Source organism: Serratia sp. KG1D (assembly GCF_037150675.1).
GTDB lineage: Bacteria > Pseudomonadota > Gammaproteobacteria > Enterobacterales > Enterobacteriaceae > Serratia > Serratia nematodiphila.
In genome coordinates this window covers 259,344-274,599 of the sequence record NZ_JBAGIH010000001.1, presented here as the reverse complement: position 1 = coordinate 274,599, position 15,256 = coordinate 259,344, and the positions used below count along the sequence as shown (strand labels likewise).

Below are 15,256 nucleotides of genomic sequence, written 5' to 3'. Positions count from 1 at the left end.
CACGCCGCCGAAAGTAAAAGGGGTTAGCCTTAAGCTAACCCCTTTTTTCATCGAGCTAAGCCAACATCACCCCTCATAACTGCGGAACAGCGCCTTGCCGCGCAGCAGGCGCACGCCCAGCCAGCCGCCGCACAGCGACAGCAGCAGCGCGCTGGCCAGCGGCAGCACCCACCACAGCACCGGCGTCGGCGTCCACGGGAAGTCAAACACCCGGCTCTGCAGTAGCCACAGTGCCGCCTCGGCGCCCACCGCCGCCGCGATGCCCGCTACCAACCCCAGCAGGGCAAACTCGCACCACAGCGTGCGGCGCAGCAGCCGCTTGCCGGCGCCCAGCGTGCGGTACACCACCAACTCCTGCCGCCGCTGACGCATGCCGACCTGCACCTGCGCCAGCAGCAGCAGGCCGCCGCACAGCACTACCAGCACCACCATCACCTCCAGCGCGCGACTGACCTGTTTCAGCACGCCGCCGACCTGTTTCAGGATCGCGCCGATGTCCAGCAGGCTGAGCGTCGGGAACTGGCGATTGAGCTGGGTCAGCATCTGGCCGTCACCGTCGTAGCGGAAGCTGGTGAGCCAGGTCTGCGGCTGGCCGTCCAATGCGCCCGGCGGGAAGATAAAGTAAAAGTTCGGCTTCAGGCTTTCCCAATCCACCTGGCGCAGGCTGGTAACTTTGGCACTGAACGCCTGGGTATCGCCGCTGAAGGTCAGCGTATCGCCCAGCTTGATCTTCAGCCGCCCGGCGATGCCTTCATCCATTGAAACCTCACCGGTTTTCGGCGGCCAATTGCCCGCCACCAGCGGATTGTGATCCGGCAGATCGGCCAACCAGGTCAGGTTAAGCTCGCGGTTCACCGCCTCGCCGCCCGGATCGTCTTCATGCACCCGCTCGGTCGCCAGCTGCTGGTTTATCTCGGTCAGGCGCACCCGGACGATCGGATAATAGGTTTCCGGCTTGATCTGGTGCTGCTGCAGGAAGGCTTTCACCTGCGGCACCTGCGCCTCGGTCATATTGAGCAGGAAATAGTTCGGGCTGTCCGGCGGCAGCTGTTGCTGCCAGCGTTCGAGCAGATCGCCGCGCAGCACCAACAGCAGCGCCAACAGCATGAACGACAGCGAAAACGCCGCCAGCTGGCTGATGGTCACCCACGGCTGGTGCAGCAGGCGGTTGACCGCCAGCCGCAGCGCCAGGCTCTTGAGCGTGATGCGGCGCAACAACAGCAGGCTGCCCCAGCCGATGCCGCCCAGCAGCAGCGCCAGCACCGCCATGCCAGCCAGGATCGCCCACAGCAGCGTGCTGGCCCCCATCAGCGCCACCAACAGCGCCACCACGATCGCCGCCGTCACCGGCAAGAAGTAGCGCAGCGGCCAGACGTTGGCCGTCACGTCTCGGCGCAGCACCCGCAGCGGCTGGGTGGCCAGCAGCTGGCGATACGGCCGCAGCCCGACCAGCAGCGAGATCAGCACCAGCGCGCCGAGCGCCCACAGCCACGGCCAGGCGCCGGCGGCAGGCAATGCAGCCGGTAATACCGGCTTCAGCAGGCGGATCAGCAACGCTTCAAACGCCAGCCCGATCGCCCCGCCGCACGCCGCCGCCAGCGCCATCACCGCCAGCCACTGGCCGACGATCAATTTACGCAGCGCGCCGCGCCCGGCACCGAGGGTTTTCAGCACCGCGATCAGATCGTAACGGCTGCGGCAATAGTGGCTCATCGCCACCGCCACGGCGGCGATCGACAACAGCAGCGTCAGCAGGGCCGACAGCAGCAGGAACTGTTGGGATCGCTGCAGCGACTTGCCGAGCGCGCTGCCGGATTCCTGCAGCCCGAACCAGCGCTGATCCGGCGTCAACTGCGGTGCCAGCCGTTCCTCGTAACGCTGAATATCCGGCTCGGCGCCGGCGAACATGTAGCGGTAGGTCAGGCGGCTGCCCGGCTGCACCGCGCCGGTCTTATCGACGTCCGCCAGGTTGATCATGATGCGCGGCGCGGTCTGGAACGGATTGAAGCCGGCATCCGGCTCCTGAATGATTTCACCGGCGATGCGCAGCGTGGCGTCGCCCACCTCCAGCGAATCCCCCACTTTCACGTTCAGCAGCGCCAGCAAGCGCGGCGCCACCAGCACGCTGCCCGGTTCGGGTTTGATGTTGGCCGGGCGCGTTTCCAGCTTGCCGTACAGCGGATAGGTCAGATCGGTGGCTTTCACGTCCGCCAGCTGCGGCCGATCGCCGGCATAGGTCATGGTGGTGAACGACAGCTGACGGCTCACCTTCAGCCCCTGCTGCTGCGCGTCCAATAGCCAGCCTTCCGGCACCGGATGCGCGCTGCGCAGCACCCGATCGCCGGCGATAAAATCGCGGCTCTGCTGGCTGAGCCCTTTGTCCATGCGATCGCTGATGCTGCCCAGCGCCAGCACGCAGGCGACGGAGAGCGTCAGCGCCAGCCACACGATCAGCAGCGACGGCGAGCGCCATTCGCGCCAGAACCAGCGCCAGATCATGCTTCCTCCCACAGCTTGCCTTCACGCAGCCGCAACCGCCGCTGGCAGCGCGCCGCCAGGGTTTCGTCATGGGTCACCAGGATCAGGGTGGTGTCAAAATCGCGGTTGAGAGAGAACAGCAGGTCGGCGATGCGATCGCCGGTCTGACGATCGAGGTTGCCGGTCGGTTCATCGGCGAACAGCACCCGCGGCCGGCCGCTGAAGGCGCGCGCCAGCGCCACGCGCTGCTGCTCGCCGCCGGACAGCTGCGCCGGCAGGTGATCGAGACGTTTGCCCAGCCCCAGCTGTTCCAGTAACTGCACCGCCTGCTCGCGACTCTGCCTGTCGCTCTCACCGCGCAACAGCGCCGGCAGCTGCACGTTCTCCAGCGCGTTCAGCGTCGGCACCAACATGAACGACTGAAACACAAAGCCGACGTTCCTGGCGCGCAGCGCGGCGCGCCCCTCTTCGTCCAACGCGGTCAGCGACTCGCCGAGCAAACGCACCTCGCCCTCGCTGCCGTCGTCCAGCCCGGCCAAAATGCCCAGCAAGGTCGATTTCCCCGATCCGGATTCGCCGATCAGGGCGATCGTCTGCGCGGGTTTGACAAGCAGCTCGACTCCGGTAAGGATGGTGAGCTGATGCTCACCCTGACCAACGTGTTTACTAAGATGATGAACTTCAAGAACGTTTTCCGCTGGCATCTTCCCTTCCTTTTGCTGTTGGGATTATTCAGTTTACGCGCTGCCGCCGCCGATACCTTATTGATTTTGGGCGACAGTTTAAGCGCCGGCTATCGCCTGCCGATCGAGCGGGCCTGGCCGACGCTGTTGGCCGAACAGTGGCAGAAAAAACCGGGCGCGCCGCAGCTGGTCAACGCCAGCATCAGCGGCGACACCGCCGCACAGGGGCTGGCGCGTCTGCCCGCGCTGCTGAAACAGCATCAGCCGCGCTGGGTGCTGATCGAGCTGGGCGCCAACGACGGCCTGCGCGGCTTCCCGGCGCAGGACGTACAGCGCGATCTCGGCCAAATCATCACACGGGTGCAGCAGGCCGGCGCGCAGCCGCTGCTGATGCAGATCCGCATCCCGCCTAACTACGGCCGCCGCTATACCGAGGCGTTCAGCGCCGTCTACCCGGCGCTGGCCAAGCAGTTCAACATTCCGCTGCTGCCGTTCTATATGGAACAGGTGGTGGTAAAGCCGGAATGGATGCAGGATGACGGATTGCACCCCAATGGGGACGCTCAGCCGTTTATCGCCACCTGGATGGCGGAGCGCCTGGAACCGCTAGTAAAGCATGAGTCTCACTAAATTAGGGTCGTACACTAGGTAAAGTTATGCAAAAAGCGGTATTGATAACCGGCTGTTCCAGCGGGATTGGCTTGATTGCGGCGCAGGATCTGCGCAACCGCGGCTACCGGGTGCTGGCCGCCTGCCGTAAGCCGCAGGACGTGGAAAACATGCGCCAGCTCGGGCTGGAAGGCATCGAGCTGGATCTGGACGACAGCGCCAGCGTCGAGCGCGCCGCCGCCGAGGTGATCGCGCTGACCGACGGCCGCCTGTACGGCCTGTTCAATAACGGGGGGTTCGGCGTTTACGGCCCGCTCAGCCGCATTTCGCGCAGCCAGCTGGAGCGACAGTTCGCCACCAACCTGTTCGGCACCCACCAGCTAACCCAGCTGCTGTTGCCGGCAATGTTGCCGCACGGCGAAGGGCGCATCATTCAGACCAGCTCGGTGATGGGTCTGGTCTCCAGCGCCGGGCGCGGCGCCTACGCCGCCAGCAAGTTCGCGCTGGAAGCCTGGTCGGACGCGCTGCGCATGGAGCTGCACGGCAGCGGCATTCAGGTCAGCCTGATCGAACCGGGGCCGATCTCCACCCACTTTAGCCAGAACGTCAACCAGGCGCAGAGCGACAAGCCGGTGCACAACCCCGGCATCGCCAAGCGCCTGACGCTGCCGCCGGAGGCCATTCTGCCCAAACTGCGCCACGCGCTGGAAAGCCCGCGCGCCAAACTGCGCTATCCGGTCACCCTGCTGGCGCACGCGATGAGCGTGCTGCGCCGCATTTTGCCGGGCCGCTGTCTGGATTGGCTGCTGCGCAGCAACGCTTAATTCGCCCGACGGGGTTGAAGAATGGCGGCGCGCCCCCATTTACACCCCATGGCTCCGCACGATCAGAGAGAAAAAAGATGCTAGCTCAAGCTGTTGTTGATATTAACGAAACTAACCTGCACCAGACGCTGGAACAATCGATGTCCACACCGGTGCTGTTCTACTTCTGGTCCGAGCGCAGCCAACACTGCCTGCAGCTCACGCCGGTGCTGGACAAGCTGGCGGCGGAATACGCCGGTCAGTTCATTCTGGCCAAGGTGGACTGTGACGCCGAGCAGATGATCGCCTCCCAGTTCGGGCTGCGTTCCATTCCGACGGTCTACCTGTTTAAAGATGGCCAGCCGGTCGACGGCTTCCAGGGCCCGCAGCCGGAAGAAGCGATCCGCGACCTGCTGCAGCGTTTCCTGCCGAAGGAAGAAGATCTGAAACTGGCGCAGGCGCAGGAATTGCTGGCCGCCGGCAACGCCGCCGAAGCGCTGCCGCTGCTGAAAGACGCCTGGCAGAGCAGCCAGCAGCGCAGCGACATCGGTCTGACGCTGGCCGAAACCCAGATCGCGCTCAGCCGCAGCGAAGATGCCGAAGCGGTGCTGGCGACTATCCCGCTGCAGGATCGCGATACCCGCTATCAGGGCCTGGTGGCGCAGATTGAACTGTTGAAGCAGGCAGCGGACACGCCGGAAATCCAACAGCTGCAACAGCAGGTGCAGCAAGAGCCGGACAACGTCGAGCTGGCGGTGCAGCTGGCGCTGCAACTGCATCAGGTCGGGCGTAACGAAGAAGCGCTGGAACTGCTGATGGGGCATCTGAAGAAAGATCTGGCCGCCGCCAACGGCAACGCGCGCAAGACCCTGATGGACATTCTGGCCGCACTCGGCACCGGCGACGCGCTGGCCGCTAAATATCGCCGCCAGCTGTACTCCCTGCTGTACTGATATACCCTGCTTCTTTCCAGCCGCATCGTTGTTGGCTGTGTTTGCAAGTCCCCGGGAACCTACTCAAGTCAGTGACCGGGACGCGCAAACGCAGCCAACACAGAAGCAGCTTGAAAGATGACGGGGATTAGCGATAGACCCGCACCCCGCCCTCCACGCCCGCCGGGCTGAACAACACCTGCCACAGCTGAATGTTGCGCGAACGGAACGCGCCGGCGCAGGCGTTCAGGTAATAAGTGAACATGCGCTCGAAGCGCTCGGAATAACCGCCCGCCAATTCCGGCCACGCCCGTTTGAAATTCTCCAGCCAGGCCATCAGCGTGCGATCGTAATCGGCGCCGAAGTTGTGCCAATCCTCCATCACGAAACGCCCTTCGCTGGCCTCGGCGATATGCCGCACCGAAGGCAGGCAGCCGTTGGGGAAGATGTATTTGTCTATCCAGGCGTCGACGTTAAGGTCGGTTTGATTGGAACCGATGGTGTGCAGCAAAAACAGGCCATCGGGCTTCAGGTTGCGCGCCGCTACGCTGAAATAGGTCTCGTAGTTTTTCGGCCCGACGTGCTCGAACATGCCGACCGACACGATGCGATCAAACTGACGATCCAGATCGCGGTAATCCTGCAGCAAGATCTCGACGTCCAGCCCGGCGCAGCGTGCCTGCGCCAGCTTCTGCTGCTCGGCTGAAATGGTCACGCCGTGCACCGAGACGCCGTAGTTTTGCGCCGCAAACTGCGCCAACCCGCCCCAGCCGCAGCCGATATCCAGCAGCGTCATGCCCGGTTTCAGCTGCAGTTTTTCGCAGATCATCCTGAGCTTGGCCTGCTGCGCCTGCTCCAGCGTCTGCGCTTCTTTCCAGTAGCCGCAGGAGTATTGCATGTAAGGATCGAGCATCGCCCGGAACAGGTCGTTGCCGATGTCGTAATGCTCTTTGCCCACCTGCCAGGCGCGCTTGCGCGATTGGCGGTTGAACAGCCGGGCATAGGCGATGCGCGCGATGTCGCTCAGGCTTTTCGGCAGCCGCTCATCGACGCCGGCCTGCAGAATGCGGGTAAACAGCATGTCCAGCCGTTCGCATTCCCACCAGCCGTCCATATAGCTCTCGCCGAAGCCGAGCGAGCCTTCCTGCAAAATGCGTTTGAACAGCGCCGGGTTATGCACCCGGATATCCCAGGCGCGCGGGCCGTTGATGGCGACGCCGGCTTCGGCCAGCATCTCCTCTACAATGCGATACCAGCGGTCTTTCTTCTGGGCGAGTTCATCAACACTGAGCGAATCCATAACAATCCTTGGCCGAAATGTCATTTCAAAAAGCATAGTCGCAAATAAAAATGACAAATTTTTGACGGTAAACACGGGGGTGTTTTTACTCTAGCCAAGGCGAGCAACATCATGAAATGAATAAAAATTATTGAAATCATGCCATTTAGGCATACTTATCTGCCAACTGTGCCAGACTTATTTCAATAACGTTTTTCTCCCTGTTCGGAACAGCGGTTCCGCTTATGGCGGAATCACCAACGCCCTGGATTAAGTCGCGGTATCGGTAGGCATTTTTCCGGCGCTGGCGTAATATCTGTTTACATATGTCTGACAGGAGGTTTGCATGCTTACTTTTATTCCCATCGTGATCGTCGTCGCGCTGATTGTGGTGTTCGCCGGCGTCAAAATTGTGCCGCAGGGGTTCCAATGGACGGTAGAACGCTTCGGCCGCTACACCAAAACGCTGATGCCGGGCCTGAACCTGGTGGTGCCGTTCATGGACCGCATCGGCCGTAAAATCAATATGATGGAGCAGGTGCTGGACATCCCTTCGCAGGAAGTGATTTCCCGCGATAACGCCAACGTCGCCATCGATGCGGTGTGCTTTATCCAGGTCGTCGACCCGGCGCGCGCCGCCTACGAGGTCAGCAACCTCGAACAGGCGATCGTCAACCTCACCATGACCAACTTCCGCACCGTGCTCGGCTCGATGGAGCTGGACGAAATGCTGTCGCAGCGCGACAGCATCAACAGCCGCCTGCTGCACATCGTCGATGAAGCGACCAATCCTTGGGGGGTGAAGATCACCCGTATCGAGATCCGCGACGTGCGCCCACCGGCGGAACTGATCGCCTCGATGAACGCCCAGATGAAGGCCGAGCGAACCAAGCGCGCCGACATCCTGGAGGCGGAAGGGGTGCGCCAGGCGGCCATTCTGCGCGCCGAGGGTGAGAAACAATCGCAGATCCTGAAGGCCGAGGGCGAACGCCAGTCGGCGTTCCTGCAGGCGGAAGCGCGTGAGCGCGCCGCCGAGGCCGAGGCGCGCGCCACCCAGCTGGTGTCCGACGCCATCGCCAGCGGCAACATTCAGGCGGTGAACTACTTCGTGGCGCAGAAATACACCGACGCGCTGCAGAAGATCGGTTCCTCCAACAACAGCAAAGTGGTGATGATGCCGCTGGACGCCAGCAGCCTGCTCGGCTCGATCGGCGGCATTACCGAACTGCTGAAAGAAAGCAAAGGCAAATAATCATGCTCGAACTGATCGCGGCGAATCCGCTGTGGTTCTGGCTCTCCCTCGGGGGCGTGTTGCTGGCGGCGGAAATGCTCGGCGCCGGCGGCTACCTGCTGTGGAGCGGCGTGGCGGCGCTGTTGGTCGGCGCCTTGATCTGGCTGCTGCCGACGCTCACCTGGGAATGGCAAGGCGTGATCTTCGCCGTCCTGACCGTCGTCGTCGCCTATCTATGGTGGTACTGGCTGCGTCGCCGCCCGGCGGCCGTGTCCGGCGGTTCACCGGTGCTCAACCAGCGCAACCGTCAGCTGATCGGCACCCGCGCCACGCTGACGGAGCCGATGCACAACGGCATGGGGCGCATCAATATCGGCGACAGCAGCTGGCGCGCGCAGGCGGCGGAAGATCTGCCCGCCGGCACCGAAGTGGAAGTGGTGGCGGTGGAAGGGGTCACACTGGTGATCCGCGCCATCAGCCGTTAATTCGAACGACAGCATCCCGCCAGATTATTGATGATGGGGCACTCCGCCCCCTCGTCGCCCGGACATTGTTCCGCCAGCGTCAACAGGCGTTGGCGCATTTCTCCCAGTTCGCTGATGTGCCTTTCGATCTCCGCCACCTTCTGCAGCGTGCGCGCCTTCACGTCGGCGCTGTGACGGGCCGGATCGTTGAACAACGCCACCAGCTCGCGGCACTCGTCCAGGTTGAAGCCCACCTGCCGCGCCTGGCGCAGCAGCGTCAGCTCTTCAACGTGCCTGGCGGAATAATGGCGATAACCGTTATCGCTGCGGATCGGGGCGGTAATCAGCGCTTTCTCCTCGTAAAAACGAATCGTCTTGCTGGTTAACCCGGTCTTTTTCGCGACGTCGCTAATATTCATTTTTTCCTCCGGAATGCTCCTGCTCACCTCCTATCTTAAGCCGCTTTCCGCCACTCACCAAGCCTCAACGCCCTACCGTCGATAGCGATGAGAAACCGATAGCCACAGCCAAAAGATAGATACTTCACTTGCAAAGTATTCATCAAAAAACAATAGACAATCTAACCTATTAAAATTTGATCAAATTAAGATTTTTATTATATGTAAATTTTTGTGTATAAATAACACAAAATAAAACACAATTAAAACAACAAAATAAAAACACAAATTAACAAAATTGTAATAATAGACCACACAAATAAACATTTATTTACATTTGCCATTACTGCGCCTGTTTGAGTTTTGGCCACCTCCAAACTAGAAATATTAGCTAATTTAATCTCTCAACCCGATGGCGGAGTTCGTCATGGATTTTAACTTATCAAGCGAGCAGCAGGCTCTAAGCGAATCCGCTCAGCGTTTTGCCCGCGAGGTGCTGGATCAGGATGCGCATGATCGGCTTTCACGGCAGGTATTAAGCCTAGATTTGTGGCGACAAGCCGCCGCCTATGGTTTTACCCGAGCCCCCGTGGCGACCGCGTTCGGCGGATTGGGCATGAGCGCGCTCGATACTGCGCTGATGATTGAGGCGCTGGGTAAAGGCAGCCGCGACATCGGCATGTCCTTTTCGCTCTGCGCCCATCTGTGCGCCTGCGTGATCCCGCTTTCCCGCTTCGGTTCCGAGGCATTAAAAGCGCGCTATCTCGAAGCGTTGGCGGCCGGAAAACTGATCGCGGCGAATGCGGCGACGGAGCCGGACGCCGGTTCCGATATTTATGCCATGAAATCAACCGCTCAACCCTGTGAAGGCGGCTACCGCCTCAACGGAAACAAAATTTTCATCACCAACGCGCCGATTGCCGACATCTTCATCGTCTATGCGAAAACCCATCCCGAACATGGCTTTATGGGCGTGTCCGCATTTGTGCTCGAGAAAGGGATGCCAGGCTTAAACGTAGGCGCCGTCAGCCCGAAAGATTGCCTCTCCAACTGCCCGTGGAGCGAACTGACCTTCAACGACGTCTTCATTCCAGAGTCCCAACGGCTCGGCATGCCGGGCGCCGGCGGCGCCATCTTCCACGATTCAATGATCTGGGAAAAGGGCTGCCTGTCGGCTCTGTTTATCGGCGCAATGGAGCGCGTGTTCGACAGCGCGCTGGACTATGCCAAACAACGCCGACAATTCGGCAAAGCGATCGGCCAATTTCAGTCCGTCTCCAACCGCATCATCGAGATGAAACTGCGTCTGGAACAGTGTCGGCTAATGCTCTACCGCGCCTGTTGGAAACACGATCGGGGCCAGGACGCCGAGATCGACATCGCCATGAGCAAACTGTTGATTTCCGAATATGCCGTGCAGTCCGCGCTGGACGCGATTCAAATCTTCGGCGGAGCCGGCATGGATCAAGAACTCGGTCTGGTGCGCCACTTGCTGAACGTGATCCCCAGCCGGATCTTCTCCGGCACCAACGAGATACAAAAAGAAATTGTCGCCCGCAAGCTGGGTCTGCGGGGAGGCGCATGATGATCGTTCAACGCGTTTTTGCCGTGCTCTATATGTTGGCCGGCCTGGCGAAAGCCTTCCCTCAGTTGGAAAACGTCGCCGATATTCTGCAGCAGGCGGCCGTGGCGAACCAGGGCACCTGGTACGCCGGAGCGACGGCTTGGCTGGCGGCGCAGGGTACAGCGGTTAACGCGCTGATCGGCGTGGCGCTGTTTGCCTCCGGTGCGGTCTTGATGTTCAACCCGCGTTGGACGACATTGATCATCTACTGCCAGCTGCTGATGATGGCGGGATTTGTCACGATCCTGCACCGCGCCCAGCCGCAGGTCATATTGCTCGATGCGATTTTCGCGCTGGCGGCGCTGTACATGCTGCGGCAGCAACACCACCGCAAACCCAAGCCGCGCACGTTCCCCACGCGCGACTTTTCCACGCCCACGCCGGCGTCAGGCGGCTCGGTAACCCCCACGCTGGACGGCGAGTATGACGTGGTGATCATCGGCGGCGGCGTCTCCGGTTTGGCCGCGGCCAGCGAACTGACCGAACACCGGGTTCTGGTGCTGGAAAAAAGCGCTTCCTTTGGCGGCAACGCGCGCTACCGCGCGGTGAATCGCCTGAAGTTTCCCATCGCCGGCGTCTGCTTCCAGGAGCCATTGCCGGGTTCGTTCATGTTGCAACTGCTGAAGAAAATCGGTCTGAGCGGCGCCTACAAGTCCAATGAAAAGGACACGCTGGTGTTTTTCGACACCTTCTTGCTGCTCCGATGCCTGGGTGAAGTCGTCGTTGGTTTTCTCAAACAGCCGGTCTACCTGCTGAAACCCGCCGTCTGGCGCCTGACGGGACAACTATTCCTGCATGCCTTGATCGGTAAACCTTATGTTATCGCGGCAAAACAGCTGGGCGATCCGATCTTTGCCGATCTGTACGCCTTCCTCGATACCTTCTCGCCGCGCGGCGAGCGGTACCCCAGCCTGCCCTGGACGCCGCAGAGCACCTGGAGCAAAGCGAATATGGCGCTGCTCGACACTATCCCGCTGTACACTTATCTGTTCGAACCGCACAAACTGGATCAGATCCCGGCGGATCTGCGGCCACCGAGAAAATTCGGCAAGCTGGTAGAGAATGCCGTCAGCACCACGCTGCGCGTGGAATGTCTCGATATTCGCGAAGTCTCCGCCTATGTCGGATTGCACTTCCTGGTGGGGTATTTACGCGGCAATCTGGTCACGCTGCCGGGCGGTAACGGCAGCATCAGCGCCGGGCTGCTCGACTATCTTGAGGAGCAAAACAACGTCAGGCTGCAAAGCCGCGTACAGCTTCAAAGCATCACGCCCGGCGGCGACGAAACGGTGATCCGGTTCAGCGTCAATGGCGCGGCCAGCGAAATCAGAGCCAAACAAGTGATCTGGGCCGCCCCCAAAACGCATTTGCCCACCTGGTTGCCCACCCTGCCCAAAGAGCAATTGGCGGCGATCCGTCAGATCCGCCATGAAGATTACTACCTGGCGAACGTGCTGTTGAAAAAACCGATCCTCGAACACTCGTTCGGCGGCTATCTGATCGAGCCGGAAAACACCCGCACACCTTACTATTGGAGCAAAGCCGGCACCTGCCTGATCGCCAATTGGATGGACAATCGCCTCAGCGCGGAAACCGGGGTATTAACCCTGCTCAAACCGACCACTCGCCCAGAGCGGCAAGGTCGCACCGCGCAGAACGAGTTCCCGGCGCTGCAGCAACAGACCTATATCGAAATCGCCAAAGTGCTGGGCAACATGGGCATTGACGCCGACATCATTGAAGACATTCAAATCTGGTTCTGGCCCGCGGGTCTGGTGACCTCGGTCGCCGGACAACAGGCTCAGGGCGTGTTTCACCAGGCCAGCATGCCGTTTGAGAATATTCACTTCGCCAATCAGGACAGCGTGGGCATCGGTAATATCGAAAGCGCGGTGTTAGCCGGGTTGAACGCCGCCAAAGCGGTGAGAGAACGCCTCGCAATGCCCGTTACGCCTGCGGAGGTGATGTCATGAATCCTACCCTGGTGGTTGAACTTTCCGGCGATAAAACGCTGGAACCCCATCGCCTGGGCGGCAAAGCCCATTCGTTGAATCATTTGATTCAGGCGGGCTTGCCGGTGCCGCCGGCGTTTTGCATCACCGCGCAGGCTTACCGGCAGTTTATCGAATTCGCCGTGCCGGGAGCGCTGCTCGACACGGGCGCGCCGGGCAACGTGCGCGATATGATTTTGAGCGCCGCCATCCCCGCCCCGCTCGATCTGGCGATCCGTCACGCCTGCAAACAGTTGGGCGACGGCGCCTCGCTCGCCGTGCGCTCTTCGGCGCTGGAAGAAGACGGCCTGACCCACTCTTTCGCCGGGCAATACGACACTTACCTGCACGTGCGCGGGGATGACGAGGTGGTGCGCAAGGTGCAATCCTGCTGGGCGTCGCTCTGGGCGGAACGCGCCGCCCAGTATAGCCGGACATCGGCGGCGCAGAGCGATATCGCCGTCGTCTTGCAAATCATGGTGGATGCGGACGCCGCCGGCGTCATGTTTACCCAAGATCCGCTGACAGGCGATGCCAACCACATCGTCATCGACAGCTGCTGGGGACTGGGGGAAGGCGTGGTCTCCGGACAGGTCACCACCGACAGCTTCATTTTGGATAAGGCGAGCGGCGAGATCCGCGAGCGGCAAATTCGTCACAAACCGCACTATTGCCAACGCGATCCGCAGGGACAGGTCACGCTGCTGCAAACGCCAGAAGCCAGGCGAGACGCTCCCAGCCTAACCCCGGAACAGCTGCAACAGCTTGCCAGGCTGGCCAGGCAAACGCGGATGATTTACGGCGCGGAACTGGATATCGAATGGGCGGTGAAAGACGATCGCGTGTGGCTCCTGCAGGCGCGGCCGATCACCACGCAGGCCAAACCGGTTCAGATGCTTTACGCCAACCCGTGGGAAAGCGATCCGACGATCAAGGAACGGGCCTTTTTCTCCCGAATGGACACCGGCGAGATCGTCACCGGCTTGATGACGCCGCTGGGGCTGTCGTTTTGCCAGTTCTACCAAAAGCATATTCATGGCCCGGCGATCAAAACCATGGGGCTGGCGGATATCGGCGATTGGCAGATTTATATGGGGTATTTGCAAGGCTACGTCTATCTGAATATCTCCGGATCGGCCTACATGCTCCGCCAATGCCCGCCCACCCGCGACGAAATGAAGTTCACGACCCGCTACGCCACCGCCGATATCGATTTCAGCGGGTACAAAAACCCCTATGGCCCCGGCGTACAGGGATGGGCTTATCTCAAGAGCGCCTGGCATTGGCTGAAACAGCAGAGGCATAACCTGCGCAGCGCCGGCGCGACCGTCGATGCCATGATCGCCCTGCGCCAGCGCGAGACGCGCCGCTTTCTGGCGCTGGATCTGACCACCATGACGCATCAGGAGCTGGAGCGGGAACTCAGCCGCATCGACGGTTACTTCCTCGACAGCTGCGCCGCCTATATGCCCTTCTTCCTTCAGTCGTTCGCGCTCTACGATGCGCTGGCGCTGACCTGCGAACGTTACCTCAAAGGCCGCGGCAACGGATTGCAAAATCGCATCAAGGCGTCGATGAACAACCTGCGCACCATCGAAGTCACGCTGGGCATTCTCAGCCTGGTGGAGACGGTCAATCGTCAACCGGCGTTAAAAGCCGTGTTCGAGCGACACAGCGCACAGGAACTGGTCACCGTCCTGCCCATCGATCCCGAATCGCGCGCCTTCTGGCAAAGCGACTTCAGCGCCTTCCTGTTCGAGTTCGGCGCCCGTGGCCGCCAGGAGTTCGAATTGAGTCTTCCGCGCTGGAACGACGATCCCAGCTACCTGCTGCAAGTGATGAAAATGTATCTGCAACATCCGGTGGATCTGCACACGAAACTGCGGGAAACAGAGCGGCTGCGCCATGAAGACAGCGAGACGCTGCTTAAAGCGATGCCCTGGTTTGGCCGGATGAAGCTGAAGTTCATCACCAAACTGTATGGCGTGATGGCCGAACGCCGCGAAGCGACCCGGCCAACCTTCGTCACCGAAACCTGGTTCTACCGCCGCATCATGTTGGAAGTGCTGCGGCGCCTGGAGGCGCAAGGCCTGGTCAAACAGGCCGATCTGCCCTATGTGGACTTCGAGCGCTTCCGCGCGTTTATGGCGGGGGAACAGTCGGCGCAGGAGGCGTTCGCCGCCGATCTGATCGAGCGCAATCGCCACCAGCATCTGCTGAACCTGCATGCGGAAGAGCCGCCGATGGCGATCGTCGGGGGGTATCAGCCCAGGATGAAAGCCCCCACGGCGGAAAACGCCGCCGGCATGCTGTCCGGCCTGGCGGCCAGCCCCGGCAAAGTGGTGGCGAAGGCGCGCGTCATCACCGATCTGCTGGCGCAGGCCGGCGAGCTGCAGCCCAACGAAATCCTGGTGGCGCGCTTTACCGACGCCAGCTGGACCCCGCTCTTCGCGCTGGCGGCGGGCATCGTCACCGATATCGGCTCCGCGCTGTCCCACAGCTGCATCGTCGCACGCGAATTCGGCATCCCCGCGGCGGTCAATCTCAAGAACGCCACCCAGCTGATCAACAGCGGCGACACCTTGATTCTCGACGGCGACAGCGGGACGGTCATTATTCAACGCGGAGAACGTGCCGATGGCTAGTCAGCACCACATCCGGCGAAGGTAAACCATCCGCCTGAAAACAGCACAATTCAACGAAGGTGATGCGCGCGGCAACCGCCGCCTGCAGAGACCGTCGCGGGCTTTGTCGTGCCGAATTT

At 61.1% G+C, this 15,256-nt stretch carries 12 protein-coding genes; 8 read left to right on the top strand and 4 right to left on the bottom strand.

Going from position 1 to position 15,256, the window contains the following annotated elements; all coding sequences use genetic code 11:
* Window positions 1–66 precede the first annotated feature (66 nt).
* Entirely contained in the window at window positions 67–2,499 is a 2,433-nt protein-coding gene (gene ybbP, locus WFM45_RS01310; protein ID WP_336954191.1) for a putative ABC transporter permease subunit YbbP, read from the bottom strand.
* Entirely contained in the window at window positions 2,496–3,182 is a 687-nt protein-coding gene (ybbA, locus tag WFM45_RS01305) for a putative ABC transporter ATP-binding protein YbbA (protein WP_004940192.1), read from the bottom strand. Before ybbA ends, ybbP begins: the two co-directional genes overlap by 4 nt.
* On the opposite strand from ybbA, the gene tesA reads away from it, so the two are divergent.
* From tesA to WFM45_RS01290, 3 genes are all read left to right on the top strand, one after another.
* The gene (gene tesA / locus WFM45_RS01300) at window positions 3,153–3,791 is read left to right on the top strand and encodes a multifunctional acyl-CoA thioesterase I/protease I/lysophospholipase L1 (RefSeq protein WP_161545168.1); all 639 of its coding nucleotides are present in this window, start codon (window positions 3,153–3,155) and stop codon (window positions 3,789–3,791) included. The genes ybbA and tesA overlap by 30 nt on opposite strands.
* Before the next feature lie 26 nt (window positions 3,792–3,817).
* Window positions 3,818–4,594: an SDR family oxidoreductase gene (locus WFM45_RS01295; RefSeq protein WP_004940195.1), complete on the top strand. Its 777-nt coding sequence runs from the start codon at window positions 3,818–3,820 to the stop codon at window positions 4,592–4,594.
* Between the two features lie 77 nt (window positions 4,595–4,671).
* Window positions 4,672–5,526, top strand: a complete 855-nt coding sequence (locus tag WFM45_RS01290; RefSeq protein ID WP_076740492.1) for a co-chaperone YbbN — start codon at window positions 4,672–4,674, stop codon at window positions 5,524–5,526.
* Window positions 5,527–5,653: 127 nt separating this feature from the next.
* On the opposite strand, the gene cfa is transcribed toward WFM45_RS01290, so the two are convergent.
* Window positions 5,654–6,805 (bottom strand): cyclopropane fatty acyl phospholipid synthase, encoded by a 1,152-nt coding sequence (gene cfa / locus WFM45_RS01285; protein ID WP_015376906.1) that lies wholly within the window; start codon window positions 6,803–6,805, stop codon window positions 5,654–5,656.
* 325 nt (window positions 6,806–7,130) lie between these two features.
* On the opposite strand from cfa, the gene WFM45_RS01280 reads away from it, so the two are divergent.
* The gene (locus tag WFM45_RS01280; RefSeq protein WP_004940203.1) at window positions 7,131–8,036 is read left to right on the top strand and encodes an SPFH domain-containing protein; all 906 of its coding nucleotides are present in this window, start codon (window positions 7,131–7,133) and stop codon (window positions 8,034–8,036) included.
* Window positions 8,037–8,038: 2 nt separating this feature from the next.
* The gene (locus WFM45_RS01275) at window positions 8,039–8,500 is read left to right on the top strand and encodes an NfeD family protein (RefSeq protein ID WP_049278724.1); all 462 of its coding nucleotides are present in this window, start codon (window positions 8,039–8,041) and stop codon (window positions 8,498–8,500) included.
* Here the strand turns inward: WFM45_RS01275 and cueR are convergent.
* Complete coding sequence (gene cueR / locus WFM45_RS01270; protein ID WP_015376888.1) at window positions 8,497–8,898, bottom strand: Cu(I)-responsive transcriptional regulator; 402 nt, start codon at window positions 8,896–8,898, stop codon at window positions 8,497–8,499. The genes WFM45_RS01275 and cueR overlap by 4 nt on opposite strands.
* Window positions 8,899–9,304: 406 nt before the next feature.
* On the opposite strand from cueR, the gene WFM45_RS01265 reads away from it, so the two are divergent.
* Genes WFM45_RS01265 through WFM45_RS01255 form a run of 3 tightly spaced genes read left to right on the top strand, consistent with a single transcriptional unit; the run spans window position 9,305 to window position 15,137 of the window.
* Window positions 9,305–10,462, top strand: coding sequence for an acyl-CoA dehydrogenase family protein (locus WFM45_RS01265; protein WP_336954183.1), 1,158 nt, complete (start codon window positions 9,305–9,307; stop codon window positions 10,460–10,462).
* The gene (locus tag WFM45_RS01260; RefSeq protein ID WP_336954180.1) at window positions 10,459–12,474 is read left to right on the top strand and encodes a DUF6041 domain-containing protein; all 2,016 of its coding nucleotides are present in this window, start codon (window positions 10,459–10,461) and stop codon (window positions 12,472–12,474) included. The genes WFM45_RS01265 and WFM45_RS01260 overlap by 4 nt, the downstream gene beginning before the upstream one ends.
* Window positions 12,471–15,137 carry a PEP/pyruvate-binding domain-containing protein gene (locus tag WFM45_RS01255; protein WP_336954178.1) on the top strand — a complete coding sequence of 889 codons (2,667 nt, stop codon included), beginning with the start codon at window positions 12,471–12,473 and terminating at the stop codon, window positions 15,135–15,137. Before WFM45_RS01260 ends, WFM45_RS01255 begins: the two co-directional genes overlap by 4 nt.
* Window positions 15,138–15,256: the final 119 nt, after the last annotated feature.

Excerpts from the sequence above, each read along its gene's own strand:
- ybbP (WP_336954191.1), bottom strand. The coding sequence starts at position 2,499 with ATGATCTGGCGCTGGTTCTGGCGCGAATGGCGCTCGCCGTCGCTGCTG.
- tesA (WP_161545168.1), top strand. The coding sequence starts at position 3,153 with ATGAACTTCAAGAACGTTTTCCGCTGGCATCTTCCCTTCCTTTTGCTG.
- ybbA (WP_004940192.1), bottom strand. The coding sequence starts at position 3,182 with ATGCCAGCGGAAAACGTTCTTGAAGTTCATCATCTTAGTAAACACGTT.
- WFM45_RS01295 (WP_004940195.1), top strand. The coding sequence starts at position 3,818 with ATGCAAAAAGCGGTATTGATAACCGGCTGTTCCAGCGGGATTGGCTTG.
- WFM45_RS01290 (WP_076740492.1), top strand. The coding sequence starts at position 4,672 with ATGCTAGCTCAAGCTGTTGTTGATATTAACGAAACTAACCTGCACCAG.
- cfa (WP_015376906.1), bottom strand. The coding sequence starts at position 6,805 with ATGGATTCGCTCAGTGTTGATGAACTCGCCCAGAAGAAAGACCGCTGG.
- WFM45_RS01280 (WP_004940203.1), top strand. The coding sequence starts at position 7,131 with ATGCTTACTTTTATTCCCATCGTGATCGTCGTCGCGCTGATTGTGGTG.
- WFM45_RS01275 (WP_049278724.1), top strand. The coding sequence starts at position 8,039 with ATGCTCGAACTGATCGCGGCGAATCCGCTGTGGTTCTGGCTCTCCCTC.
- cueR (WP_015376888.1), bottom strand. The coding sequence starts at position 8,898 with ATGAATATTAGCGACGTCGCGAAAAAGACCGGGTTAACCAGCAAGACG.
- WFM45_RS01265 (WP_336954183.1), top strand. The coding sequence starts at position 9,305 with ATGGATTTTAACTTATCAAGCGAGCAGCAGGCTCTAAGCGAATCCGCT.
- WFM45_RS01260 (WP_336954180.1), top strand. The coding sequence starts at position 10,459 with ATGATGATCGTTCAACGCGTTTTTGCCGTGCTCTATATGTTGGCCGGC.
- WFM45_RS01255 (WP_336954178.1), top strand. The coding sequence starts at position 12,471 with ATGAATCCTACCCTGGTGGTTGAACTTTCCGGCGATAAAACGCTGGAA.